The following is a 21,726-nucleotide window of genomic DNA, read 5'->3' as shown; positions in this document are numbered from 1 at the left end:
GCCAGGCGCGGCGGCTTCAGGAAAACAACAGTCGGAAAATCGCGGACGTGCTTGGCGTCAGCTCTCAGCCCCGTAAGGCGGCACGCACCTTCATCAGTTCAAACCCCAGCAGGTTCAAGCCGTCCCAGCTGGCGGGGTCCAGGATGCGCGGATTGTCCGACGCCAGGCCCACGCCCCAGATGCGGTCGACGGGACTGGCTTCGACGATGACGCGCTCGCCCGTGCCCAGCAAGAACTTGCGCAGCGCGGCCTTTTGCGAGAACTTGGCAAAATTACCATCGAAGACGATGCCGGCACGTGCCGCTTCCCATACTTTGGCATCAAAGTTCGCCACTTCGCGTCCCAGCTTCTTCACTTCCGACGGCCGCTCGGCCGCCACGATGCGCGCCTGGACGGCCGTGTCGCCAAACAGGGCCGCCTTTTGCGCCATCATGTAGTGCTCGGCCGTCGCATACGTCATGCCGGCCAGGCTGAAGGGTGACGGAAACCACTGGCTGAAGCAGCTTTTGTCGGCCACCTGCGGCTGCGCCGGCGTGTGGCCCCAGAAATACAGATAGTCGGGCACGCCGCCCGCCGCGATCCACGCCTTCAATTCTTCCACGTTACTGATTTGCATATTCCCCGCACTTCCGCCGGACAGGCGATGATTCAAGCTCAAGCACGCAATAGTTGCATCGGGCCAAACAAGGCCTGCATGTCACGATTGCCGATAAAGGACAGATTATACGGATGTTCCGCCGTCACCTGCGGCAAGGATGCGGCCACCGGCAGGCGTTTGATGAGCTCGGCGATCTTGCCCCACAGCACCAGCTGCGGCGTGGCCGCCCCGCCCTGCTGCGCCAGCGCTTCCAGCACCACCTGCAGGAAAGGCAGCCAGCCGCGCGCATCCTGCACGGGCGGCACGTGGGAACGGAACACCAGCGCCGCGTTGAGCAGCAAGAAGCCCTGCTCCGTCATCTTGCGCTGCAAGTCGGGCAGGGTCTGGATCACGCCGCTGCCCGGCAGCTGCGCGGCGGCCGCCACGGGCGCCATGGCCACGCCGGACGTGTCGCCACCCTGCAACTGGCCATCGGCCACCAGCAGCATCTTCATGAAGTTGCGCAGGGACGTGGCGCGGTTGACGGGCTTCGACAGGCCCGTCGCCGACCACAGGCTGCCGACGGCACCATCCATGAAGCACACGCCTGTGGCGCTGTCGGCGCGCGGATACGGCCCCTCGCCCACCAGCACGTAGCGCACCTGTGCCAGCGGCAAGGCAAAGGCGGCAAACAGCCGGCCCTGCGTCGGCAGGTAATCGTCGACGGCCAGCGCCGGCAGGTAGGCGGGATCGGCCGCCATCACGGCCTGCAAGCCGCGCAGCAGGATGGGACGCCAGGAAGCGTGCGCCAGGGACAGGGCATCGGTGATGCTGGCAGGAACGATTGTTGCGGTCATGGGGCGTGAAGTATTTGGGCAAACGCAAATTGTAGCCTACCGGCAAGCTGGTACTGACTGCCCAAAATCAAGCACGCATAAAAAAGCCCCGGCCTGCATGCTGGCCGGGGCGGTTCGCGGCTTGACGCGGATCAAACTTATTCCGCGTCAGGCTGCTGCGACGGATGCGCGGCGGCAAACGCAGGCAAGCCGGTGCAATGCGCGTGAATGCGCGCCACGCGCGGGTACGGCGCCAGGTCGATGGCGAAACGCTGTGCATTGAATACCTGCGGCACCAGGCAGCAGTCGGCCATCGTCGGGCTGCCACCATGGCAGAACAGGCCCGTGCCGGCCGGGTCGCCCTGCGCCAGCAGCGCTTCCACGGCCGCCAGTCCCTCGGCCATCCAGTGGCGGTACCACTCCTGCTTGGCCTCGTCCGACAGCCCCAGGGTGTTTTTCAGGTATTTCAAAACACGCAGATTCGTCAGCGGATGGGCATCGCAGGCGATGGCCAGCGCCAGCGCACGCACCCTGGCGCGTCCCAGCGCATCGGCCGGCAGCAGCGGCACGGCTGGCCGCGTCTCGTCCAGATATTCCAGCATCGCCAGCGACTGCGTCAGGATGGCGCCGTCGTCGTCGAGGGCCGGCACCAGCGCCGACGGGTTGACGGCGCGGTAGGCTGGCAGCAGTTGCTGGCCGCCGTCCTGCAGCAGATGCACGGCGATGCTGTCGTAGGCGATGCCCTTCAAATTGAGGGCGATGCGCACCCGATAGGCGGCCGAACTGCGGAAATAGGTGTACAGCTTCATGGGGCGCCCTCCCCTCAGGCGCGGCCAGCGTACGGGGCCACGGTCTGCTCGATGCTGCCGAAGATGCTGGCACCGGCCGCGTCGCGCATCTCGATGCGCACCGTGTCGCCGAACTTCAGGTACGCCGTCTTCGGCGCGCCGTGTTCGATGGTTTCATACATGCGCACTTCGGCCAGGCAGCAATAGCCGACGCCGCCGTTCCCGATGCTGGAGCCAAACAGGTTGCCCTGCTTGTTCGACACGGTGCCGGAACCGACGATGCTGCCGGCGCCCAGTTCGCGCGTCTTCGCCGCATGCGCCACCAGCTGGGCAAAGTTGAAGGTCATGTCTTCGCCCGCATTCGGCTTGCCGAACGGCTTGTCGTTCAGGTCCACCAGCAGCGGCAAATGCAGCTTGCTGTCCGCCCAGTCGGCACCCAGTTCATCGGGCGTGACGGCGACGGGCGAAAACGCGCTGGCCGCCTTCGACTGGAAGAAACCGAAACCCTTGGCCAGTTCGCCCGGGATCAGGTTGCGCAGCGAGACGTCGTTGACCAGCATGACCAGGCGGATCGCCTTCGCCGCGTCGTCCACGCCGGCGCCCATGGCCACGTCGCCCGTGATGACCGCCACTTCCGCTTCCAGGTCGATGCCCCACTCTTCGGACAGGGCGAAGATCGGGTCGCGCGGACCGATAAAGCTGTCGGAGCCGCCCTGGTACATCAGCGGGTCCGTGTAGAACGAAGCCGGCACTTCCGCGTTGCGCGCCTTGCGCACCAGTTCCACGTGGTTGATATAGGCGGAACCGTCGGCCCACTGGTAGGCGCGCGGCAGCGGCGAGTGGCACAGCGCCGCGTCAAAGGGCTGGGCGTCCGGCGCCTTGCCTGCATTCAGGTCGGCGTACGCAAGTTCGAGCTTGGGCGCGACGGCATCCCAGTTGTCGAGCGCCGCCTGCAGGGTGGGCGCGATGGCGGCCACGCGCTGGTACTGGCGCAGGTCGCGGCTGACGAGGATCAGGGTGCCGTCGCGGCTGCCGTTTTTCAGGGTTGCGAGTTTCATGGTGTTCCTAGTTCGGTGTATTGGTCAGAGAGTGTCGGTCTGCAGCATTCAATCTACCGCGCTCAGGCTTCCGCCGGCGCGTGCATCCAGGCGGCGTGTTTCGGCGCGCGGCGCGTCTGCGACCATTCTTCCAGCATTTCCCATTTGACGGCGTCCAGTTTGGCCATCATTTCAGGCGTGCCCACGTTGGCCGCCAATTCCAGGCGGTGGCCGTTGGGGTCGAAGAAATAGATCGACTGGAAGATGGCGTGATTCACGGGACCGAGCACCTCGATGCCGCCGGCCACCAGCCGCTCCTTGGCGGCCAGCAGTTCGTCCATGCTGCCCACTTCCAGCGCCAGGTGCTGCACCCAGGCCGGGGTATTGCGGTCGCGGTCCATCGGCGGCTGCGTCGGCAGCTCGAAGAAGGCCAGCACATTGCCCTGGCCCGCGTCGAGGAAGACGTGCATGTACGGGTCCGGCGCCTTGGTCGACGGCACCAGGTCTTCCGCGATGGCGAGGACAAAATTCATGTTCAAATGCTTGACGTACCACTCGACGGTCTTCTTCGCGTCGATGCAACGGTAGGCGACGTGGTGGATTTGCTTGATCTTCATGTGCTTGTCTCCAATGAATGGCGCCCTGGGCGCAATGGCTGGCCTGTTTTTCAGCTTTTCACCATTAGAATCGAGTTCCAGCTATCATACAAACAATTTTTAACCATTGATTTATCGGATTATCTTATGAGTCCCAGCCTGCGGCAGATGCGCGCCTTCGTGGCACTGGCCAAGACCGGCAGTTTTACCCTGGCCGCCGAATACCTGCACGTGACGCAGTCCGCCTTGAGCGGCTTGATCAAGGAACTGGAAAGCGTGCTGGGCGTGCGCGTGGTCGAGCGCAGCACGCGCAAGACGCAGCTGTCCGAAATCGGCCGCGAACTGTATCCGCTGTTTGAAAAAATGATCGAAGACCTCGATGGTGCCATGGCTGGCATCGCCCAGCGCAAGGCCCTGAAGACAGGCCTGGTGCGCATTGCCGCGCCGCAGATGATGGCGTGCACCCTGCTGCCGGAAGTGATCGCCGCCTACCGCCAGGCGCACCCGGACGTGCAGTTGCGCCTCGTCGACTGCCCCGTGGAAAACGTGTCGGCGCGCGTCTTCAGCGGCGAAGTCGATTTCGGCATCGGTCCCGAACGCGATCCGACGGCGGAAATCGCCGCGCAAGTGCTGTTCGAAATGCCCTTCGTGCTGGTCTACCCCGAGCAGCATCCGCTGCGGCAGAAAGAGCGCGTCACCTGGGCCGACGTGGGCGACTACCCGTTCATTTCGCTGCAGGGGCAATTTACGGAACGCCTGCTGCGCGACATGCACGGCGCGTTTCGCGAACTGTCGCTCAATCCCTATAACGAAGTGACCTTCATGACGACGGCGCTGGCCATGGTCAGCGCCAATCTGGGCATCACGGTCTGCCTGCCGTACGCGGAACCGATGGTCAAACTATATAATTTGCACATGCGCGCCCTGCACGAGCCGGAACTGACGCGGCGCTTTTTCGTCTACACGAAGACGGGACGATCGCTGTCGCCGGCGGCCGAAAGCTTCATGGCCTTCCTGTTCCAGTTCGTCGAGACGCACGAATGGAACGTGGGGGCGAACGGCGGCGCAGCACGTGTGGCCTTGCCTGCGGACGGTTCGGCCGCCGCCCCTTTATAATGGCGCATCACTCCATACCGCCCGCACCATGACCCAAGCTGCCCTGAACGAGCTGTCGTCCATCGACGCCGCCACCATCGCCATCAACCAGCGCATGAACAAATTCGACGGCCACGCACAGGTCTGGCTGTTCGGCTATGGCTCGCTGATCTACAAGGCCGATTTCCCTTACATCGAACGCCGCCCGGCCAGCATCGCCGGCTGGACGCGGCGCTTCTGGCAAGGTTCGCACGACCACCGGGGCACGCCGATGGCGCCGGGCCGGGTCGCTACCATCGTGCCGCAGGCGGGCGCCGTGTGCGACGGCATGGCTTACCTGATCACGCCCGAGGTCTTCGCCCACCTCGACCACCGAGAAAAGAACGGCTATCTGCGTTTAGCCACCGAGATCACCTTCGACGATGGCAGCAAGGTCGAAGGCCTGGTGTACATCGCCAACGAGGAAAACGCCGCCTTCCTCGGTGCCGCTCCGGAACTGGACATCGCGCGCCAGATCGCCCGTTCAAACGGCCCCAGCGGCCCGAACAGCGAATACCTGCTGCACCTGGCCAGCGCCCTGCGCGAGCTGGGCAAGAGCGATCCCCATGTCTTTGCCATCGAGCAACATCTGGCACAGATGCAGACACAGACACAGGATAACGCGGCAGGATAGTGTCCCAACATAGCACCGCACGGCAGCACCGCGGCACCCTCCGGTGCCCGGGCAAGACCCTGCAAGATTCCCGGACGATGGCGCGCCGCTCCCGGCGACCTGCGGCATTCCCCCGGTCGCAGATCAGCGTCGCCCGCCTTTCAGTTCGTGAGCGCGCCCCAGCATTCTCGACGGCGAAAATGCCTTAACTTAAAACAAATCCAGCTGCCCCGCATTGCCATTTTTTACTTTCGCGCCCAGCGGCGGCACCACCAGCGGGCGGCGGAACTGCGTGCAATCGAGCTGCTTGAAGCGGCCGCCCTTGCCATGCAAGCCCAGCCGGTGTACGGCTTTTTCAAAGCGTTGGCGGATGAGGTCGGCCCATACGCCTTCGCCCCGCATGCGCGTGCCGAACGCGCTGTCGTAATCCTTGCCGCCGCGCATTTCGCGCACCCGGTTCATCACGCGCTGGGCCCGTTCGGGGAAGTGTGCTTCCAGCCATTGCTGGAACAGGGGACTCACTTCCCACGGCAGGCGCAGCACCACATAATGGGCGTGGATGGCGCCCGCGTCGCGCACGGCTTCGAGCAACTGCTCGATTTCCGGTTCCGTCACGAACGGAATGATGGGCGCGATGCTCACGCCCACGGGGATGCCCGCCTCCGTCAGGGTGCGGATCGTGCGCAAGCGTCGCGCCGGGGCGGCAGCGCGCGGTTCCAGGGTGCGCGCGATGGCCGGGTCGAGCGTGGTGACAGTGACGGCCACGGCCGCCAGGCGCCTGGCCGCCATGGGAGCCAGAATGTCGATATCACGCTCGATCAGCGACGATTTCGTGATCAGCGCCACGGGGTGGTCGCATTCGTGCAGCACTTCCAGCACGCGCCGCGTCAGCTGCCGTTCGCGTTCGCACGGCTGATACGCATCCGTGTTCACACCCAGGGCGATCGGTTCGGCCACATAGGAGGGCTTGGCCAGTTCGCGGCGCAAAAGTTCGGGGGCGTTCACCTTGGCGTAGATGCGGCTTTCGAAGTCCAGGCCCGGCGATAACCCCAGATAACTGTGCGTGGGGCGGGCAAAGCAATAGATGCAGCCATGTTCGCAGCCCCGGTATGGATTCAGCGAGACATTGAACGGCAAATCGGGCGAAGCATTGCGCGTGAGGATGGTGCGCGCCTGCTCGTCGCTGACCTGTGTCTTCCAGGTGGGAGGCGCCGCCTCCCCGGTCGCCTCATCCAGGCCTCCCACGCTCCAGCCGTCATCGAAACCGGCGCGCGCGTGCACCTCGTAGCGCCCTTGCAGGTTCGAGACTGCCCCGCGCCCCTTCTGGGCTTTCAGCGATTGCGGCGGCAACATGGCTTGCCCGGCGAAGCTGTCATCGTGCTCTGGAATGATTGCTTTCATGAACGGCCCCATCAACTGTATATATGTACAGTATACTATGCCGCTGTACGGACAAGATCAAGGGCTGGCGTAATGCCGTTTCAAGCTTTTTCACCATGCGGCATGACATAACTCAACTGCTGTGCGACAAAACCGTCAAATGCCGCGATCAGGGGAACGAAGCGGGCCGCGTCCTGCTCCAACTGCATGAGGGCATAGCACGTCGCTTCCAGGGTCGATAGCTGGTCTGGCGCGTGCGCCTTGCGGATCAGGTAATGGGAAGCTGGCGTATCGCGCAGGGGCAGGCGCGGCAGCTGTTGCAACGGGGGATTCAGATACAGCATCTTGCGGCTCTTGCGCCAGGTAGCGTCCAGCACCACCAGCCGCAACCGGGCCGAGAATCGGGCCGGATCGAGCAAGATGGCGGGGTCGAGCGCTGGCGGCGGCGCGATGCCCAGCGAACGGTCGCCGGGCGTATCCGGATACAGCAGCACATTGTGCTTGTCTGCCAGCAATTCAGCGAGCGTATCCGGGGCAAACTGCTCGCCCGTCAACATGCGGCTGTTGGGCAGGCTCAGGTGCAGCAAGCGGGCGCTGCCCTTGGCATTGTGGATTTCCAGCGGATGCTGCAGGATCAGCACTTCCACCGCGTGGGAAACGGGGGCGATCCAGCGGCAGATGCAGCTGCTTGCGGCGCGCAGGCAGGCTGGGCAGCGCGCCCGTTTGGCGGGTTCCGCCAGGGAAGACGAGGCAGCGGCAGGGCTGGAGATAGCGCTGGAAATCAGGCTGGAGGTACGGCGGGTAGTCATGGCGGAGCGTGTTCGCGGCTGTCTTCAAGCCGCGATTGTAGCGCCCACGCCATGCTACGGGGAATCTGCGCTTAAAACTCTTCCCATTCGTCGGCGCCCGACGCCACCGGCGCCTTCGGCACGCGTGCGCGCGCAGCTTCCGCTTGCGCCGCCTTGCCCGGCGCGGGCGCGGCTACGGTTGCCGCCTGCGCACGGTGCTTGGCAGGCTGGAAGGCGGGTGCAGGTCGAGTGGCAGATTTTCCTGGCGCAGACGCTGTCACGGACGGACCGGCACTGGCCGAAACATAGTGCTGCGTTGCATCGAGCTTGAACAGGCCCACCACGTCAGCCAGCTTGGCCGCCTGTTCCTGCATGGATTCGGCCGCCGCGGCCGCTTCTTCCACCAGCGCCGCGTTTTGCTGCGTCACTTGGTCCATCTGGCCGATGGCCTGGTTGACCTGTTCGATGCCGGCGCGCTGCTCATCGCTGGCGTCGGTAATCTGGTTCATGATCTGCGTCACATGGCTGATGCTTTGCACGATCTCGTCCATGGTACGGCCCGCCTTGTCCACCAGTTGCGAACCGGCCTCGACCTTTTGCACGGAATCGTCGATCAAGCCCTTGATTTCCTTGGCCGCCGCGCTGGAACGCTGCGCCAGGTTGCGCACTTCGGACGCCACGACAGCAAACCCACGGCCCTGCTCGCCGGCCCTGGCCGCTTCCACGGCCGCATTCAGGGCCAGGATATTCGTCTGGAAGGCGATGGCGTCGATGACGCTGATGATGTCGACAATCTTGCGCGAGGAATCGTTGATCGAGCCCATGGTGCTGACCACTTCCGACACCACCACGCCGCCCTTGCTGGCGATCTGCGAAGCGTCGATGGCCAGCTGGTTGGCGCTGCGCGCATTGTCCGCATTGAGTTTCACGGTGGACGTCAGCTCTTCCATGGAAGACGCCGTCTCTTCCAGCGAACTGGCCTGCTCTTCCGTGCGTGACGACAAGTCCAGGTTGCCGGCGGCAATTTCGCTCGACGCCGTGCTGATCGATTCGGTGCCGGCGCGCACCTGGCCCACGATACTGACCAGTTTGTCGTTCATGTTTTTCAGCGCATGCATCAATTGCCCTGTCTCATCGCGGCTTTCCACGACGATATGGCTGGTCAGATCGCCGGCGGAAACAGCTTCCGCCACCTCGACGGCTCGCGTGATGGGGCGCGTGATCGAGCGCGTGATCCAGTATGCGCAGGCGATGCCCAGCAAGATGGCCACCACGCCCAGCGAGATCAGCAGCAGACGGCCGTTTTCGTAGCGCGAACGGATTTGCGCGGCCGTTTCATCGAGCAATTTGGCTTCCAGCAATTCCAGCTTCTTCAGCGACGCCAGGTAGATGTCGCGCTTGACAGCCATGTCGCCTTCGTACAGGCGCTTGCCCAGTTCCAGGTCGCCCGCATTCTTGGCCTTGAACACATTCTTGCGCACTTCCGTGTAGGCCTTGCGCGTGCTCAACACTTCCTGGTACAGCGCCTGCTCGTCCGCGCTCAGTTCGCTCTTGCCGATATCGTTCTGGATTTCCGTGGCGCGGGAAGACGAGACCGCCATTTCCTGTTCAAACTGCTTCTGGTGTTCGGGGTCGCTGACTTTCCAGGCGGCCGCCGTGCGCGCCGCATTGACCTCGATGACCTTGGTCCATTCACCGATCAGGCGCTCATTGCGCACCTTGACGTTGACGAGCGCATCGGTTTCCTTGCTGGCGCTTTGCATCTGCACGATGCCCACCACGGTCAGGCTGGTCAACAGGAGCAGGACGGCGGCAAAACCGCCACCGAGACGTACGCCGATTTTGAGGTTTTTCATTGCGTGATTCCTATCTGAAAAAAACGATGCACAGACGCCACGAAACCGACCTACTGCTACGTATCACAATATAGCAGGCATCTGCCGTGCGGCAATCACGAGCGGCGACGCAACGCTACCCGCGTCACCAGAATGGCAGCACGCCGCAGCGCACCACTTTGGAGCAGATTGTGAGTGAATCAGAGTGGTATTGCAAGAAATAACATGCAGAAAAGCAACAACCAGAAGGCGGTATGCCGCCACGAACGGGCGGCAGGCAAGCAAGGTCAGTCTTGCTTCACATAGATCAATTTTGACGTATCGAAACCCAGGCCAGCGGCTTTCTCGATCAGGCGCTGCTGCAAGGCCGGGTCCATGGTGGGCGTGCGCGACAGCAACCAGAAGTAAGACTTGTCGGGGCCGCTGATCATGGAATAGCTGTAATTTTGCTGATCGAGGTCGAAGACGATGTAGGAACCATAGAAGGGACCAAAAAACGACACTTTCAGGTAAGCCTCGTCTTTCTTGTCGACGAAATACGCCTTGCCTTCCGCCTCCTTCCACTTCGCGTCCGCGTCCTTGTAACCACGGTTGAGCACTTTCAAGCCGCCATCCTGGCGCAGGCTGTAGTCGGCCGTCACGTGGCTCAGGCCCCGTTCGAACGAATGGTCGAGGCGCGCGATCTCATACCATTTCCCCAGATAGCGGGTCGTGTCGAAGTTATTGACGGGATGAATATTCTCGGGCCGGCCCACGCAGCCGGCCAGCACGAGCACACATAGCAATAATATTCTTTTCATATTTTTCTCCATCGGGTTGAATCAGTCAGGGCAGCAGCGCGTGGTCGACGATGCGGCGGATCGCGCCATTGTTCTGCATGCGCACGATGGCGGCATTGAATTGTTCGATAAAATCATCGCGATACGGGTAGGCGGCAGGCCGGCGCGCCGTAAAGCCCAGGTGGCCCTGCTGGCTGGCCAGCTGCGCCGTTTCCTGTATCGCCTGCATCGGCGTGCCCGGCGGACCCTCGCGCCGGATGCGCTGCAATTCCCACTGCGCCGACAGGCGGTCGCTGACATAGCAATCGATGCGCCCGCGCATCAGCTTGAGCAGATTCGTGCGCGTGCCCTTGGCCGTATCGAACACGATGTTGGCCGCTTGCACGGCAGCCGTCAGCTTCGCATCGCCCAGCAAAAAACCCGCGTTCACGCCGATGTGCAGGCCGCCGTAATCAGCAGGCCACTGCCGCAGCGTGCGTTCGGCCAGCACGTCCTGATTGCACAGCACCACCAGCTGCTCCATCAGCAGCGGCACGGAATAGCGCACATATGGCCGCTCGCTGCGCCACGAATACGGCGGATACAGGGCAAATGCCTCGCCCGTCTGCAGCATCAGCACGCCCCGTTTCCAGGGCACGGGGCGCAGCTGCACCGCATACTGCGGCATCGATTGCACGGCTACACGCACGATCTCCGTGTAGATACCTTTCATCTGGCCATGTTCAACATAGGAGTACGGCGGATAATCATCGTCGCCATAAATCACCAGCGGCACCGCAGCTCCGGCCCGCGCGCTGGCAGCGATGAACAGGCATAGCGCGGCAGGAAAAAAGAGCATTCTGAACATGCCCGAAGAGTAGCATGGAAGGGGCAAACGCCATCATCCGTTTGCACTGTTCGTGCCCAGCATGTCGTCGAGCTGCGCCAGGGTGGCGGAGTCCTTCACGACGGCGCGCAGCCACAGGTGCAGCGGCAGCTCGCCCCAGCTGGCGGCCTTGTCGGCCAGGTAGGCGACGGGGCTGTGCGGCTCCGTGCGGCGGAAGAAATCGGCGACCTGGCGCAGCTGGGCCAGCGCTTGCTGGCGCTGCACGATGGCCCCCCCGCTACCGCCAGCGCCCTGGCCAGCGGAGGGCGGCGCGCCGGCAAGATCCGCGCCTGGCGACAGCGGCGCGATGAAGTGAATGACGTTTTCCAGCGCTTCGCGCGCGGCGCGAAAACTCGGGCCATCAGCGCCGAAACGCGCATCGACGCTGCGCTCGAACGCCAGCAGCGACTGCATGCAGTACTGCGCATCGGCCAGCAAGCCGTCGGAAAAGGCGCGCGTATTTCTTTGCCGCGCCGCCTCCATCTGCGCCAGGGTCGCCCCTTCGTCGTGCCGCGTATCTCCCCAGCCCTGATCCGCTGCGCCCTGCGCCAGGCTGGCGGCCGCGCGCTGGCGCGCCGCATCGAAATCCTGCGATGAAAACAGGCCGTCGGCGCCTTCGGTCAGCGGGATCTCGCGCAGCAGCTGCGGCGTGCGTGACAGCAGCCAGAAGACATTGCCGATGCGCTGTTCCTGGTCGCCCTCTTCCGCCAGCGGGTACAGGCCATCCCAGTAACGTTCGCACAGGCCGGCCAGCAGCGCATAGCCATCGCCCAGGCCACGGAAGTGGCGCGTCTTCGCATGCGCCTCGGCCAGCCACACGGCCACGCGCAAATCCTTGCTGCGCGTGGCGATCAGCTGTTCGCAGCGCGTCGCCACGAAAGGCCAGTCGGCCTCCTTCAGCGCCGTCACCCACTCGCCCTGGTCCAGGGTGGGATCATCGTGCTGGCGCGCGCGCGCGATGGCGTCGAGCTCCTGGCTGAAGGTGAGGTCTTCGCCGCATGGACTGACGGCGCTGACGGGGTGCAGCAATTGCTCCAGATTGAACATGGCGCTCTCCGGAAGATGGATTATCGGATCGTGTACTTGAACTGCCCCTGCTTGTTCGCGCTGACGCGTATCGACGCCACCGGCTCGCCGTCTGCCATGCGCGCCAGCACCGCTTCGGCGATCGCCGGCAGCAAGCTGCCGTTGAGGATCTGGTCGACATTGCGCGCGCCCGAATCGACCTCGGTGCAGCGCGCCAGCACGGCGTCGACCAGGCCCGCGTCATGGCTGAACTGCGCCTGGTGGTTGCGCGCGATGCGCGCGCCTATCCGTGCCAGCTTCAGCACGATGATCTCGGCCAGCACCGCGTCGTTCAGGGGATAGAAGGGCAGCACCTTCAGGCGCCCCAGCAAGGCCGGCTTGAAGTGCGCCACCAGTTGCGGGCGCACCAGTTCTTCCAGCGCGGCCGGCGTGGGCAAGTCCTGCGCCGCCCGGTTCAGGCAGGCGGCCATCATGGCGCCCGAACCGAGGTTCGAGGTGGCGATGATGATGGTGTTGCGAAAGTCGACTTCGCGCCCTTCCGCATCATCGAGCACGCCCTTGTCGAACACCTGGAAGAACAGTTCCAGCACGTCGGGATGGGCCTTTTCCGCTTCATCGAGCAGCACCACGCTGTAGGGCTGGCGCCGCACGGCTTCCGTCAGCACGCCGCCTTCTCCGTAACCGACATAGCCGGGCGGCGAGCCTTTCAGGCCGGCCACGCTGTGCGCTTCCTGGTACTCGCTCATGTTGATGGTAATGAGCTTGCGCTCGCCCCCATACAGCAGGTCGGCCAGCGCCAGCGCCGTCTCCGTCTTGCCCGTGCCGGACGGCCCCGTGAACAAAAACACGGCTAGCGGCTTGTTCGGGTCGTCCAGGCTGGCGCGCGCCGTGCGCACGCGCTGCGCCACCGCCTCGATGACGTGGTCCTGTCCCAGCACCCGCTCGCGCAGCGCCCCATCCAGGGTCAGCACCGTGCGGATCTCGTCCTTGAGCATTTTTCCCAGCGGGATGCCGGTCCAGCCGGCGACGATATCGGCCACCACCTGCGCATCGACTTCCAGCGGCGACAGCGGCGCCTCTCCCTGCAGGGTCGCCAGTTCTTCCTTCAGCGCCAGCAGGCGCGCCGCGCCGATCTCGCCCGGCCGCTCGCCGCGCAACTGCGCGCGCAAGTCGCCGATCTGCGCCACCAGCGCCTTTTCGCGCTCCCAGCGCTGCGCCAGCGCCGCGACCACCACTTGCCCGTCTTCATGCTCGCGCCGCAGCTGCGCCAGGCGTGCAGCGCCGGCTTTATCGGGCACTTCGCCATCCGCCGCCTCGCGGGCCAGGGCAGCGATTTCCGCGCCGATGCGCTCCTGGCGTCGGTGCGCGTTTTCCAGCTGCGCCGGCGTGGCGCGCTGGCCCAGCGCCACCTTGGCGCACGCCGTATCTAGCACGCTGACGGCCTTGTCGGGCAGCTGTCGCCCGCTGATGTAGCGGTGCGACAGGCGCACCGCCTCGACGATGGCGGCGTCGCGCACGCGGATGCCGAAATGGCGCTCCATCAGCGGCGCCATGGCGCGCAGCATGGCGCAGGCGATGTCTTCGCTCGGCTCTTCCACCTTCACCACCTGGAAGCGCCGCGCCAGCGCCGCATCCTTTTCAAAATACTTCTTGTACTCGCTCCAGGTGGTGGCGGCAATCGTGCGCAGGGTGCCGCGCGCCAGCGCCGGTTTCAGCAGATTGGCCGCATCGTTCTGCCCCGCCTGGCCGCCGGCGCCGATCATGGTGTGCGCCTCGTCGATGAAGAGGATGACCGGATGCGGGCTCTTCGCCACCTCGTCGATGACATTCTTCAGACGGCTTTCGAATTCCCCCTTCACGCTGGCGCCGGCCTGCAGCAAGCCCATGTCGAGCGCGTGGATGTGCGCGCCCTGCAGCACCTCGGGCACGTCGCCGGCGGCGATGCGCAAGGCCAGGCCTTCCACCACGGCCGTCTTGCCCACCCCCGCCTCGCCCGTGAGAATCGGATTGTTCTGGCGCCGGCGCAGCAGGATATCGACGGCCTGGCGTATCTCCGCCTCGCGGCCGATCACGGGATCGAGCTTGCCATCGCGCGCCAGCTGTGTCAGGTCGGTGGTGAACTGGTCCAGCGCCGGGGTTTTGCTGGCCAGGGCAGTCAGCGGGTCGCAAGGTGTTTCGGAAGGCTGCGGCACTGCCGCGCTTTCCTGCTCGCCGGAGCCGGCCGTCAGCTTGTCCGGATGGTGCTTCAGTTGCTCCACGCTGAAACGGGCGAACAGCTTCGAGCCGCGGTACGCGAGCTGCGACAGTTCCGGCTCCGTCAGCAGCGCCAGCAACAGGTGGCGGCTGCGGATAGGCCCCGGCTGCGCCGTGTCCAGCGAGGCGATCAGCCAGGCGTGTTCGAACAGCAGCGGCAAATGGGGAGAGAACACGGGTGTGCGCGCACTGCCCGTCCTGAAGCTGCCGATCTCGCGGCGCAGGTCCGCCTCCAGCGCCGTCAGGCTGATTTCGCTGCGCCGCGCGATGGTGACGAAATCGCTGCGCTCCTGTTCCAGCAAGGCCAAAAACAGGTGTTCGATATCGACTTCGTACTGGCCCAGGCCCACGCAGATGGCGGCGGCACGGGTAGCGGCCGTGCGCGCCGTGTCATTGAATTTGGCGATCAGGGTTTTCAGGTTGTTGCTCATGCGGCGGCTCCCTTGCGGTTGATCGAATAGCGCAGCGACGACGGCTGCAGCACGGCGTCGAAATTGACCGTCTCGCCGCCGGACCTCACGGCCAGGGTGGCGCTGATCACAAAGCCGACCCGGTTGATGGCGCCCGCTTCGCGCTCCAGGCGGGCGCGCACATTGCGCAGGCGCGGCTCGTGGCGTTCGATGGCCGCCTTCAGCGCGGCGCAGATGCGGGCGCGGTCATCGCTGCTGGACAAGCACATGCCGGCGAAATCGATCAGGCCATAGTTGACGATGGATGCCGCGCATTCCGGATAGGCGTCGAGTGCGCCGGGCGGCAGGGCCACGCGCGTGTTGAGCAGCTCTTCCAGGTCGCGCGCCACCGCATCCTTCAATTGTTCCAGCGACAGGCGCACCGCCACGCCGCCCGCCGCACCGCCGTCCCCCATCAGGCGGTCGAACAGGCCAGGTACATAACTGTCCATGCGCTCTCCTGAAAAGTCGGCGCGGCGCGCGGGCGAAGGTGGCCGCCGCGCGCCGCGCAACATGGATCAAGCCACGCGGTTCGCGGCCAGGTCCCAGCCGCCCGAGGTATTGCCGCCGGCGCCGCCCGTCACTTTTTGCTGTGTGTATTTCCACTTCACTTTCGAGAACTTGAAGCCGACGTGTTCACCGAGAATGTCGCCCTCTTCCACGTTCGGCGTCACGGCGCCGATCAGCACATTCTCGATTTCGATTTCAAAATACTTGACGCGCTCGCCCTGGCCGTCGGCGCGCATGAATTCGAAGCGCGCCTTGGGGATGGTCTTGCCGGCCGAGCAGGTCTGCAGCAGCACCGGCGAGGCCAGGTCGGCCAGCTTGGAGATGACGATGTCCTTGTGCTCGCAGCGTTCGGCCGTGTGGCCGCCGCCCGTCGATGCGGTGGCGGACTTCGGCTGCGCGACGCTCCAGCTGACCGATTTGCATTCGATCCAGTCCTTGTGCTTGTCATCGGTGGACTCGCCCTTGATGCCGTCTATCTGCAGATATACATCGATTGCCATGGTGTGCTCCTCTGGTTGAAAGATGGGTGGATCAGGAATTGGTCGACTTCGGCAACTCCGCGACCAGTCGGAGCGAAACGGATAACTCATCGAGCTGGAAGTGCGGCCGCAGGAACGACACGGCGCGGTACACGCCGGGCCGGCCCGGCACTTCATGCACCTGTACGGACGCCTCGCGCAGCGGGAACTGCGCCTTCTGTTCCTGGCTGGCGTTATCGTCGAGCAGTACGTACTGCATCAGCCAGCGGTTCAGAAAATCCTCCACGTTGGAGGCGGCGGCAAAGCTGCCGATCTTGTCGCGCATCATGGCCTTCATGTAGTGGGCGATGCGCGAAACGGCGAAGATGTACTGCAACTGCGACGACAGCACCGCGTTCGCGTTGGCCGCGTCGCTGTTGTACTTGCGGCTTTTCTGCGCCGACTGCGCGCCGAAGAACGCCGCATACGCCGTGTTCTTGCAGTGCACCAGCGAGATGAAACCCAGGTCCGACAATTCCTTTTCGCGGCGGTCGGTGATCGCCACTTCGGCAGGGCATTTCAGGGCCACGTCGCCCTCGTCCGTCTTGAAGGTGTGGGTCGGCAGGTCGTCCACGAGGCCGCCGCCCTCCACGCCGCGGATGGCGGCGCACCAGCCGTAGTCGGCAAAGGCGCTCGTCAGCTTGCAGCCGAACGCATACGCGGCGTTACACCACAGGTATTTGTGATGGTCGCTGCCATCGACTTCCTCGACAAAGTTAAAACCTTCGACCGTGGTGCCATCGACGGGATTGAACGGCAGGCGGCCCAGGAAGCGGGGCAAGGTCAGGCCGACATAGCGCGCATCCTCGGATTCGCGGAAGGCTTTCCATTTCGCGTACTCGATGGTGTCGAACACCTTGGCCAGGTCGCGCGGCTTGCCCAGGTCGCCGTAGCTTTCCAGGCCAAACAGTTCCGGCGCGGCCGAGGCGATGAAGGGCGCATGCGCGGCGGCGGCGATGTGCGACATCTGCTCGACGAAATACATGTCTTCCGGCTGGCGCGAGATGGCGAAGTCGCCCAGCAGCGCGGCAAACGGCGCGCCGCCGAAGGTACCGAATTCCTCTTCATACACCTTCTTGAACATGCTGCTCTGGTCGAACTCCAGCGCGGCCTGGAAATCCTTCACCAGTTCGCGCTTGGTGGCGTTGAACATGCGGATCTGCAGGCGCGTGCCCGTATCGGAATTGCCGACCAGGTAGCGCAGTCCCGTCCAGCTTTGCTCGAGCTGCTGGAACGGCGCCGCATGCATGATTTCGCTGAGCTGGGCGGAGATCAGGCGGTCGATTTCCGCCACGCGCCCGTCCAGGGTGGCCGACAGGCTGCTGGACATCAGCACCGTGCCATCGAGCACCTGTGCCACCAGCTCCGAGATCAGGTCGCGCGCGCGTGCATGTTCGGCGCCGGACTTGGCGACGCGGCTTTGCTCGACGATCTGGTCCAGCAAATCGGTGGCGGCCGGCGCATCGGATGCGGATACAGCGAGGGATTCTGGGGCTTCTGCCTGGGCGCTCATCTCAATCCTCCTGCGCCGGGAACTGCGGTTTCAGAGTGGCCAGGCTGTCCGTGTTGTTCAGCACTTCCGTCAGCAAGTCTTCCAGCTTGTCGTTGCCGGCCAGCTTGTTGCGCAGGTCGGCCAGCTTGGTGCGCGCCTCGAGCAGCTTGCGCAGGGGCGCCACCTGGCGCACCACCGATTCGGGGCGGAAGTCGTCCATCGAACGGAAATGCAGGTCGACGGCGAACGTGCCGCCCGCCTCGCTGAGGCGGTTCGGCACGGCGAAACGCGCCACCGGCGCCACGCCGGCCAGCACCTCGTCGAAGTTGTCGCGGTCGAGGGCGACGAACTTGCGGTCCTTCAGGCGCTTTTTCTCGCTGTCCGGATTGCCGCCAAAGTCACCCAGCACGCCGACCACGAAGGGCAGCTCCTTGTTTTCAATCGCGTCGCCGATCTCGACGTCATAGGTCATTTGCACGCGCGGCGCGCGTATCTTCTGCAGGCGTTTCTGCACGCTGTCGGACTTGGGCATGTCGCTTCCTTTGCAAGGGGATGGTGGGGATGCTCGCTTATTTCAAGCCGCTGAACGGATCGGCCACGCTTGCCGGCGCTGGCGCGCCCTTCGCCGCCGGCGTGCCGGAGCCGGATATGGCAGCGCGCTTGCCGGCCGCCGGCGGGCGCCTGGCCGGCGGCACCAGCACGTCTTCGCCAATGCTCGCGCGCAGCAGCTTGGCCAGGTCCTGCGCTTCCGAGCGCAGCGAGCCATTCAGATTGTTTTGCCGCGACAGGTCGGACAGCGCCTTGCCGGACAAACGCAAGCCGCTGACGGCGACGATGCTGTTGGCGACCTTGTCGTCCGGGTCGCGTTCCAGCGCTTCGAGCGCATGGCCGATAGCGTCGCCGTACTGGCCGCGGTCGAACTTCATTTGCGCCATTTGCAGCCATGGCGCCTTGTCGGCCGGGTAACTGCTGCCGCCGGCCTTGAGCAGGGTCATGGCGCGCTCGTACTGGCCGGCACGCGCGGCCGCATCGGCATCGCTCATCACTTGCGCCAGGGTCGGCGCGGCAGGTTTTTTGGGCGCCGGCTGTTCTGGCGTGGCGCAGGCGGCCAGCAGCAGGGCGCTGGCGAGGCAGGCAATACGGGGCAACATGGTGGCTGGCTTCATCGGGGCATTCCTTCACGTGGAGGACGCTACCGCTGGGAAAGATGGGCGGCGCCTTGGTGGAGGCCATTATTGATCGCCAATTTTTTTGCCAAATTGAGATTAATCAGCAAAGAAGAAGTTCCACATCACAGCTGCGCGCAGCGACATGAATCCTGATCTGGCGCAGTAATTACCTTGTTCGCAGGCGGACTTTGTGCCAACGCAAGCGGGTCGCCCCTGCATGCGCTTAAATGACTGCAACACTTTTATTTCCACCCTTCACCTTGCAAAGATCACCCATGCCATTTGACGCCCCGCTCCGCCGCCTGGCCCGCGCCACCGCGCTATTGCTGCCGGCCCTTCTGCTGGCCGGCTGTGCGGGCGGCGCCATCGGCACCCTGGCCAACGCGGCGCTGCAAGTGGCCGGCGTGGCCAAGCCGCCAGCGGAACTGCCCGACGCGCAAAAGCCGCCGCGCAATGTCAGCATCCACCTGCATGCGGCGCAGCGCCTCAACACGGATGCCGACGGCCGGCCGCTGGCGCTGGTGGTGCGCATCTACAAACTGCGCCAGAGCGCCGCCTTCGAGCAGGCGCCATACGACAGCTTCCTCGACGCGCAGCGCGAAAAGGCGGCACTGGGCACCGACCTGATGGAAGTCAAAGAGGTGCTGCTGGTGCCGGGCCAGCGCTACGAAGTGCAGGAAAAAGTCAGCAAGGAAGCGTATTTCATCGGCGTGGTGGCCCTGTTCCGCGCGCCAGCGGCGCAGCGCTGGCGCGCCACCTTTGTCGCCGTGGACGCGGAACGCGGCGGCATCACCGTCGGCCTGCACGCCTGCGCGCTCAGCGTCGCCAGCATGGATAGCGGCATGGCGCCGCTGGCTGCCCTGCGCTGCCAGTAGCGCAGGGCCGCAAGGCACACCGGCACGCCACACATTCAAGGAGAAACGAGATGGGCATGGCAGCGAAAATCTTGTGGGGAGAGGGCCTGTTCCTGCGGCCGCAGCATTTCCAGCGCCAGGACCAGTATCACGAAGCGCGCCTGCATCACACGGCCAGCGCGCTGCATCCCTACCTGTGGGGCGTGGCGCACATGGCGTGGGACCTGGCGGCGCTGAAGACGGGCACCTTGCGCCTGCATGCCCTGTCGGCGATCTTCCGCGACGGCGAAGTGTTCGAGTCGCTGGGCGACGGCGCGCCCGGCAGCGATACCCTGCCCCCGCCGGTGGACCTGGAAGCGCTGCCGCCGGCGGTGCAGGAAGTGACGTATTACGCGGCGCTGCCCATCCTCAACCGCGAAGGCATGAATTACACGGCGCAGGCATCGACGGCAGGCATGCTGGCGGCCACGCGCTTTGCGCACGCCATGCGCGCCACGCCCGACCTGTTTACGGAGTCCGCCGTGGCCGACGTGGCCTACCTGAAGAAGACCGTGCGGCTGATTCCCGACAGCGAGGCACGTGGTTCCTACGATTGCCTGCCGCTGATCGCCCTGCGGCGCACGGTATCGGGCGGCTTCGAACCCGTGCCCTCGTTCATGGCCCCCAGCCTGGCAATCGCCGGCGCGCCGCGCCTGCAGGGCGTGCTGGAACACCTGCTCGACGCCTTGCAGGCGAAGGTGAGCGCGCTGCACGGCCACCACCGCGAACCGAGCCGCAACGTGATCGAGTTCCGCTCCGGCGACGTGTCCTCGTTCTGGCTGCTGCACACGGTCAGCACGGCCGCCGCCGCGCTGATGCACTATGTGCGCCATCCGGCCCTGCATCCGGAGCGCCTGTACGAAGCGCTGCTGGGACTGGCGGGCGGCCTGCTCAGCTACTCCAAGCATTACACCCTGGCCAGCCTGCCCGCCTACGACCACGCGCAACCGGGCGCCTGCTTCGAAGCCATCGACGGCATCATCCGCGAACTGCTCGACACCGTCATCTCGTCGAAGTATTTTTCCATCGCCCTGCTCGAGGACCAGCCGTCGTACTACCTGGGCAAGCTCGATTCCGGCAAGATCGACCAGCACACCACCTTGTACCTGGCGATCCGCGCCGCCATGCCCGCCATCGAACTGGTGGACGTGGTGCCGCTGCGCGTGAAAGTGGGCGCGCCCGACGACGTGGAAAAATGCGTGCTCACGGCCATGCCCGGCCTGAAACTGTCGCATGCGCCGCAAGTGCCGGCCGCCATTCCCGTGCGCCCCGACACCTATTATTTTGCGATTGAAAACCGGGGCGTACTATATGAACAGATGCTCAAGGCGCAGTCGATCTCCGTGTACGTGCCGGCCGGCATACGCGACCTGCAGCTGGAACTGATCGCGGTGACGGCATGAGCCAGCTCATCGAACGGCGCGCTGCGCCCTCCCTGCTGGGACAACGCGGTTCCGCCCCAACCGGCAGCAGCCGCCATGCCGGCAGCGCCCTGCTGGACCTGATGCACGAAGGCTTTTACATGCTGTTCATGCTGAAGCACGGTTCGGCACCCGGCGACGAGCAAAGCTTCATGGACCGCATCACGGCCTTCCTCGACGACTTCGAGCGCGAAGCGAAAAAGATCCGCGCCGATGGCGACGATATCGCGGCAGCCAAGTATGCGTTTTGCGCGGCCGTCGATGAAATCATCCTGGCCTCGCCTTTCGCCCTGCGCAAGCAGTGGGAGCGGCGCCCGCTGCAGCTGCTGATCTTTGGCGACCAGCTGGCCGGCGAGCACTTTTTCGACCGCCTCGACGCCTTGCGCGGCAAGGGCGCCATGCGCGTGCAGGCGCTGCAGGTCTTCCACATGTGTCTATTGCTGGGATTCCAGGGCAAGTATGCGATCGACGGCGGCGAAAAACTCAGCTACCTGACGGCGCGCCTGGGCGACGAGATCGCCCACATCAAGGGCAAGAGCCGTGGCTTCGCGCCGCGCGCGGAACGCCCCGACCAGGTGGTCAACAAGCGCGGCAGCGACGTGCCGCTGTGGGCGCTGTCGAGCTTTTTCGCCCTGCTGGCCATCTGCGCCTACCTGGGCCTGAAAACCCATCTGACGCGCGGCACGCAAACGACCCTGGCCGCGTATGCGGACCTGGTCAAGCTGGCGCCGCGCCCGGCGCATCTGACCATCACGCTGCCCTGAACA

The 21,726-nt window shown here is 64.7% G+C and carries 22 protein-coding genes; 5 read left to right on the top strand and 17 right to left on the bottom strand.

What is annotated here, in order from left to right; all coding sequences use genetic code 11:
- Window positions 1–64 precede the first annotated feature (64 nt).
- The 5 genes from IGS58_RS06975 to IGS58_RS06955 all read right to left on the bottom strand — a co-directional run bounded on the left by IGS58_RS06975 (window position 65) and on the right by IGS58_RS06955 (window position 3,855).
- A complete protein-coding gene (locus tag IGS58_RS06975) occupies window positions 65–616 on the bottom strand; it encodes an NADAR family protein (RefSeq protein ID WP_230520944.1) in 552 nt (183 codons plus the stop codon).
- A 38-nt stretch (window positions 617–654) separates the two neighbouring features.
- On the bottom strand, window positions 655–1,434 hold the full coding sequence (locus IGS58_RS06970) for a uracil-DNA glycosylase (protein ID WP_230520943.1): 780 nt from the start codon (window positions 1,432–1,434) through the stop codon (window positions 655–657).
- 137 nt (window positions 1,435–1,571) lie between these two features.
- Complete coding sequence (gene maiA / locus IGS58_RS06965; protein WP_230520942.1) at window positions 1,572–2,222, bottom strand: maleylacetoacetate isomerase; 651 nt, start codon at window positions 2,220–2,222, stop codon at window positions 1,572–1,574.
- A gap of 14 nt (window positions 2,223–2,236) precedes the next feature.
- A complete protein-coding gene (locus tag IGS58_RS06960) occupies window positions 2,237–3,259 on the bottom strand; it encodes a fumarylacetoacetate hydrolase family protein (RefSeq protein ID WP_230520941.1) in 1,023 nt (340 codons plus the stop codon).
- A gap of 62 nt (window positions 3,260–3,321) precedes the next feature.
- Window positions 3,322–3,855 (bottom strand): VOC family protein, encoded by a 534-nt coding sequence (locus IGS58_RS06955; RefSeq protein WP_092606169.1) that lies wholly within the window; start codon window positions 3,853–3,855, stop codon window positions 3,322–3,324.
- Between the two features lie 126 nt (window positions 3,856–3,981).
- Here IGS58_RS06955 and IGS58_RS06950 point away from each other — a divergent pair, with 126 nt between their 5' ends.
- Window positions 3,982–4,950 carry a LysR family transcriptional regulator gene (locus tag IGS58_RS06950; protein ID WP_070255694.1) on the top strand — a complete coding sequence of 323 codons (969 nt, stop codon included), beginning with the start codon at window positions 3,982–3,984 and terminating at the stop codon, window positions 4,948–4,950.
- A 61-nt stretch (window positions 4,951–5,011) separates the two neighbouring features.
- Window positions 5,012–5,602, top strand: coding sequence for a gamma-glutamylcyclotransferase (locus IGS58_RS06945; RefSeq protein ID WP_211551115.1), 591 nt, complete (start codon window positions 5,012–5,014; stop codon window positions 5,600–5,602).
- A 189-nt stretch (window positions 5,603–5,791) separates the two neighbouring features.
- Here the strand turns inward: IGS58_RS06945 and IGS58_RS06940 are convergent, their stop codons facing one another.
- The 12 genes from IGS58_RS06940 to IGS58_RS06885 form a co-directional block, all read right to left on the bottom strand.
- Complete coding sequence (locus IGS58_RS06940; protein ID WP_442908354.1) at window positions 5,792–6,982, bottom strand: PA0069 family radical SAM protein; 1,191 nt, start codon at window positions 6,980–6,982, stop codon at window positions 5,792–5,794.
- 80 nt (window positions 6,983–7,062) lie between these two features.
- Window positions 7,063–7,770 (bottom strand): tRNA-uridine aminocarboxypropyltransferase, encoded by a 708-nt coding sequence (locus IGS58_RS06935; protein ID WP_230520940.1) that lies wholly within the window; start codon window positions 7,768–7,770, stop codon window positions 7,063–7,065.
- A gap of 71 nt (window positions 7,771–7,841) precedes the next feature.
- Complete coding sequence (locus IGS58_RS06930) at window positions 7,842–9,605, bottom strand: methyl-accepting chemotaxis protein (protein WP_230520939.1); 1,764 nt, start codon at window positions 9,603–9,605, stop codon at window positions 7,842–7,844.
- A 266-nt stretch (window positions 9,606–9,871) separates the two neighbouring features.
- On the bottom strand, window positions 9,872–10,384 hold the full coding sequence (locus IGS58_RS06925; RefSeq protein ID WP_070255819.1) for a lipocalin family protein: 513 nt from the start codon (window positions 10,382–10,384) through the stop codon (window positions 9,872–9,874).
- Between the two features lie 25 nt (window positions 10,385–10,409).
- Window positions 10,410–11,201: a substrate-binding periplasmic protein gene (locus tag IGS58_RS06920; RefSeq protein ID WP_230520938.1), complete on the bottom strand. Its 792-nt coding sequence runs from the start codon at window positions 11,199–11,201 to the stop codon at window positions 10,410–10,412.
- Between the two features lie 42 nt (window positions 11,202–11,243).
- Window positions 11,244–12,275 carry a type VI secretion system protein TssA gene (tssA, locus tag IGS58_RS06915; protein ID WP_230520937.1) on the bottom strand — a complete coding sequence of 344 codons (1,032 nt, stop codon included), beginning with the start codon at window positions 12,273–12,275 and terminating at the stop codon, window positions 11,244–11,246.
- A 20-nt stretch (window positions 12,276–12,295) separates the two neighbouring features.
- Window positions 12,296–14,938, bottom strand: a complete 2,643-nt coding sequence (tssH, locus tag IGS58_RS06910) for a type VI secretion system ATPase TssH (RefSeq protein ID WP_230520936.1) — start codon at window positions 14,936–14,938, stop codon at window positions 12,296–12,298.
- Entirely contained in the window at window positions 14,935–15,408 is a 474-nt protein-coding gene (gene tssE / locus IGS58_RS06905) for a type VI secretion system baseplate subunit TssE (protein ID WP_230520935.1), read from the bottom strand. The genes tssH and tssE overlap by 4 nt, the downstream gene beginning before the upstream one ends.
- A gap of 66 nt (window positions 15,409–15,474) precedes the next feature.
- Entirely contained in the window at window positions 15,475–15,966 is a 492-nt protein-coding gene (locus IGS58_RS06900) for an Hcp family type VI secretion system effector (RefSeq protein ID WP_034779593.1), read from the bottom strand.
- 31 nt (window positions 15,967–15,997) lie between these two features.
- Complete coding sequence (gene tssC, locus IGS58_RS06895; RefSeq protein ID WP_070255712.1) at window positions 15,998–17,497, bottom strand: type VI secretion system contractile sheath large subunit; 1,500 nt, start codon at window positions 17,495–17,497, stop codon at window positions 15,998–16,000.
- Between the two features lies 1 nt (window position 17,498).
- Window positions 17,499–18,008, bottom strand: a complete 510-nt coding sequence (tssB, locus tag IGS58_RS06890; protein ID WP_070255715.1) for a type VI secretion system contractile sheath small subunit — start codon at window positions 18,006–18,008, stop codon at window positions 17,499–17,501.
- Window positions 18,009–18,045: 37 nt separating this feature from the next.
- On the bottom strand, window positions 18,046–18,642 hold the full coding sequence (locus IGS58_RS06885; protein ID WP_230520934.1) for a tetratricopeptide repeat protein: 597 nt from the start codon (window positions 18,640–18,642) through the stop codon (window positions 18,046–18,048).
- Window positions 18,643–18,920: 278 nt separating this feature from the next.
- Between IGS58_RS06885 and tssJ the strand changes: the two genes are divergently transcribed.
- From tssJ to icmH, 3 genes are read left to right on the top strand one after another with little or no spacing between them, the layout of a single operon-like run.
- Window positions 18,921–19,520 carry a type VI secretion system lipoprotein TssJ gene (gene tssJ / locus IGS58_RS06880; RefSeq protein ID WP_230520933.1) on the top strand — a complete coding sequence of 200 codons (600 nt, stop codon included), beginning with the start codon at window positions 18,921–18,923 and terminating at the stop codon, window positions 19,518–19,520.
- Window positions 19,521–19,570: 50 nt separating this feature from the next.
- Window positions 19,571–20,941 (top strand): type VI secretion system baseplate subunit TssK, encoded by a 1,371-nt coding sequence (tssK, locus tag IGS58_RS06875; RefSeq protein WP_230520932.1) that lies wholly within the window; start codon window positions 19,571–19,573, stop codon window positions 20,939–20,941.
- Window positions 20,938–21,723: a type IVB secretion system protein IcmH/DotU gene (gene icmH / locus IGS58_RS06870; RefSeq protein ID WP_070255726.1), complete on the top strand. Its 786-nt coding sequence runs from the start codon at window positions 20,938–20,940 to the stop codon at window positions 21,721–21,723. Before tssK ends, icmH begins: the two co-directional genes overlap by 4 nt.
- Window positions 21,724–21,726: the final 3 nt, after the last annotated feature.

Origin of the sequence: Janthinobacterium sp. EB271-G4-7A (genome assembly GCF_020858075.1) — a bacterium.
In the GTDB taxonomy this organism is placed as follows: Bacteria; Pseudomonadota; Gammaproteobacteria; order Burkholderiales; family Burkholderiaceae_D; genus Janthinobacterium; species Janthinobacterium lividum.
This window is presented reverse-complemented; position numbering and strand designations above follow the sequence as displayed.

Coding starts and splice junctions, on each gene's coding strand:
- IGS58_RS06955 (WP_092606169.1), bottom strand. CDS start 3,855: ATGAAGATCAAGCAAATCCACCACGTCGCCTACCGTTGCATCGACGCG.
- tssK (WP_230520932.1), top strand. CDS start 19,571: ATGGGCATGGCAGCGAAAATCTTGTGGGGAGAGGGCCTGTTCCTGCGG.
- IGS58_RS06930 (WP_230520939.1), bottom strand. CDS start 9,605: ATGAAAAACCTCAAAATCGGCGTACGTCTCGGTGGCGGTTTTGCCGCC.
- IGS58_RS06950 (WP_070255694.1), top strand. CDS start 3,982: ATGAGTCCCAGCCTGCGGCAGATGCGCGCCTTCGTGGCACTGGCCAAG.
- IGS58_RS06935 (WP_230520940.1), bottom strand. CDS start 7,770: ATGACTACCCGCCGTACCTCCAGCCTGATTTCCAGCGCTATCTCCAGC.
- tssC (WP_070255712.1), bottom strand. CDS start 17,497: ATGAGCGCCCAGGCAGAAGCCCCAGAATCCCTCGCTGTATCCGCATCC.
- tssH (WP_230520936.1), bottom strand. CDS start 14,938: ATGAGCAACAACCTGAAAACCCTGATCGCCAAATTCAATGACACGGCG.
- IGS58_RS06970 (WP_230520943.1), bottom strand. CDS start 1,434: ATGACCGCAACAATCGTTCCTGCCAGCATCACCGATGCCCTGTCCCTG.
- IGS58_RS06900 (WP_034779593.1), bottom strand. CDS start 15,966: ATGGCAATCGATGTATATCTGCAGATAGACGGCATCAAGGGCGAGTCC.
- icmH (WP_070255726.1), top strand. CDS start 20,938: ATGAGCCAGCTCATCGAACGGCGCGCTGCGCCCTCCCTGCTGGGACAA.
- IGS58_RS06975 (WP_230520944.1), bottom strand. CDS start 616: ATGCAAATCAGTAACGTGGAAGAATTGAAGGCGTGGATCGCGGCGGGC.
- tssE (WP_230520935.1), bottom strand. CDS start 15,408: ATGGACAGTTATGTACCTGGCCTGTTCGACCGCCTGATGGGGGACGGC.
- tssB (WP_070255715.1), bottom strand. CDS start 18,008: ATGCCCAAGTCCGACAGCGTGCAGAAACGCCTGCAGAAGATACGCGCG.
- IGS58_RS06920 (WP_230520938.1), bottom strand. CDS start 11,201: ATGCTCTTTTTTCCTGCCGCGCTATGCCTGTTCATCGCTGCCAGCGCG.
- IGS58_RS06885 (WP_230520934.1), bottom strand. CDS start 18,642: ATGAAGCCAGCCACCATGTTGCCCCGTATTGCCTGCCTCGCCAGCGCC.
- tssA (WP_230520937.1), bottom strand. CDS start 12,275: ATGTTCAATCTGGAGCAATTGCTGCACCCCGTCAGCGCCGTCAGTCCA.
- IGS58_RS06925 (WP_070255819.1), bottom strand. CDS start 10,384: ATGAAAAGAATATTATTGCTATGTGTGCTCGTGCTGGCCGGCTGCGTG.
- maiA (WP_230520942.1), bottom strand. CDS start 2,222: ATGAAGCTGTACACCTATTTCCGCAGTTCGGCCGCCTATCGGGTGCGC.
- tssJ (WP_230520933.1), top strand. CDS start 18,921: ATGCCATTTGACGCCCCGCTCCGCCGCCTGGCCCGCGCCACCGCGCTA.
- IGS58_RS06940 (WP_442908354.1), bottom strand. CDS start 6,982: ATGAAAGCAATCATTCCAGAGCACGATGACAGCTTCGCCGGGCAAGCC.
- IGS58_RS06960 (WP_230520941.1), bottom strand. CDS start 3,259: ATGAAACTCGCAACCCTGAAAAACGGCAGCCGCGACGGCACCCTGATC.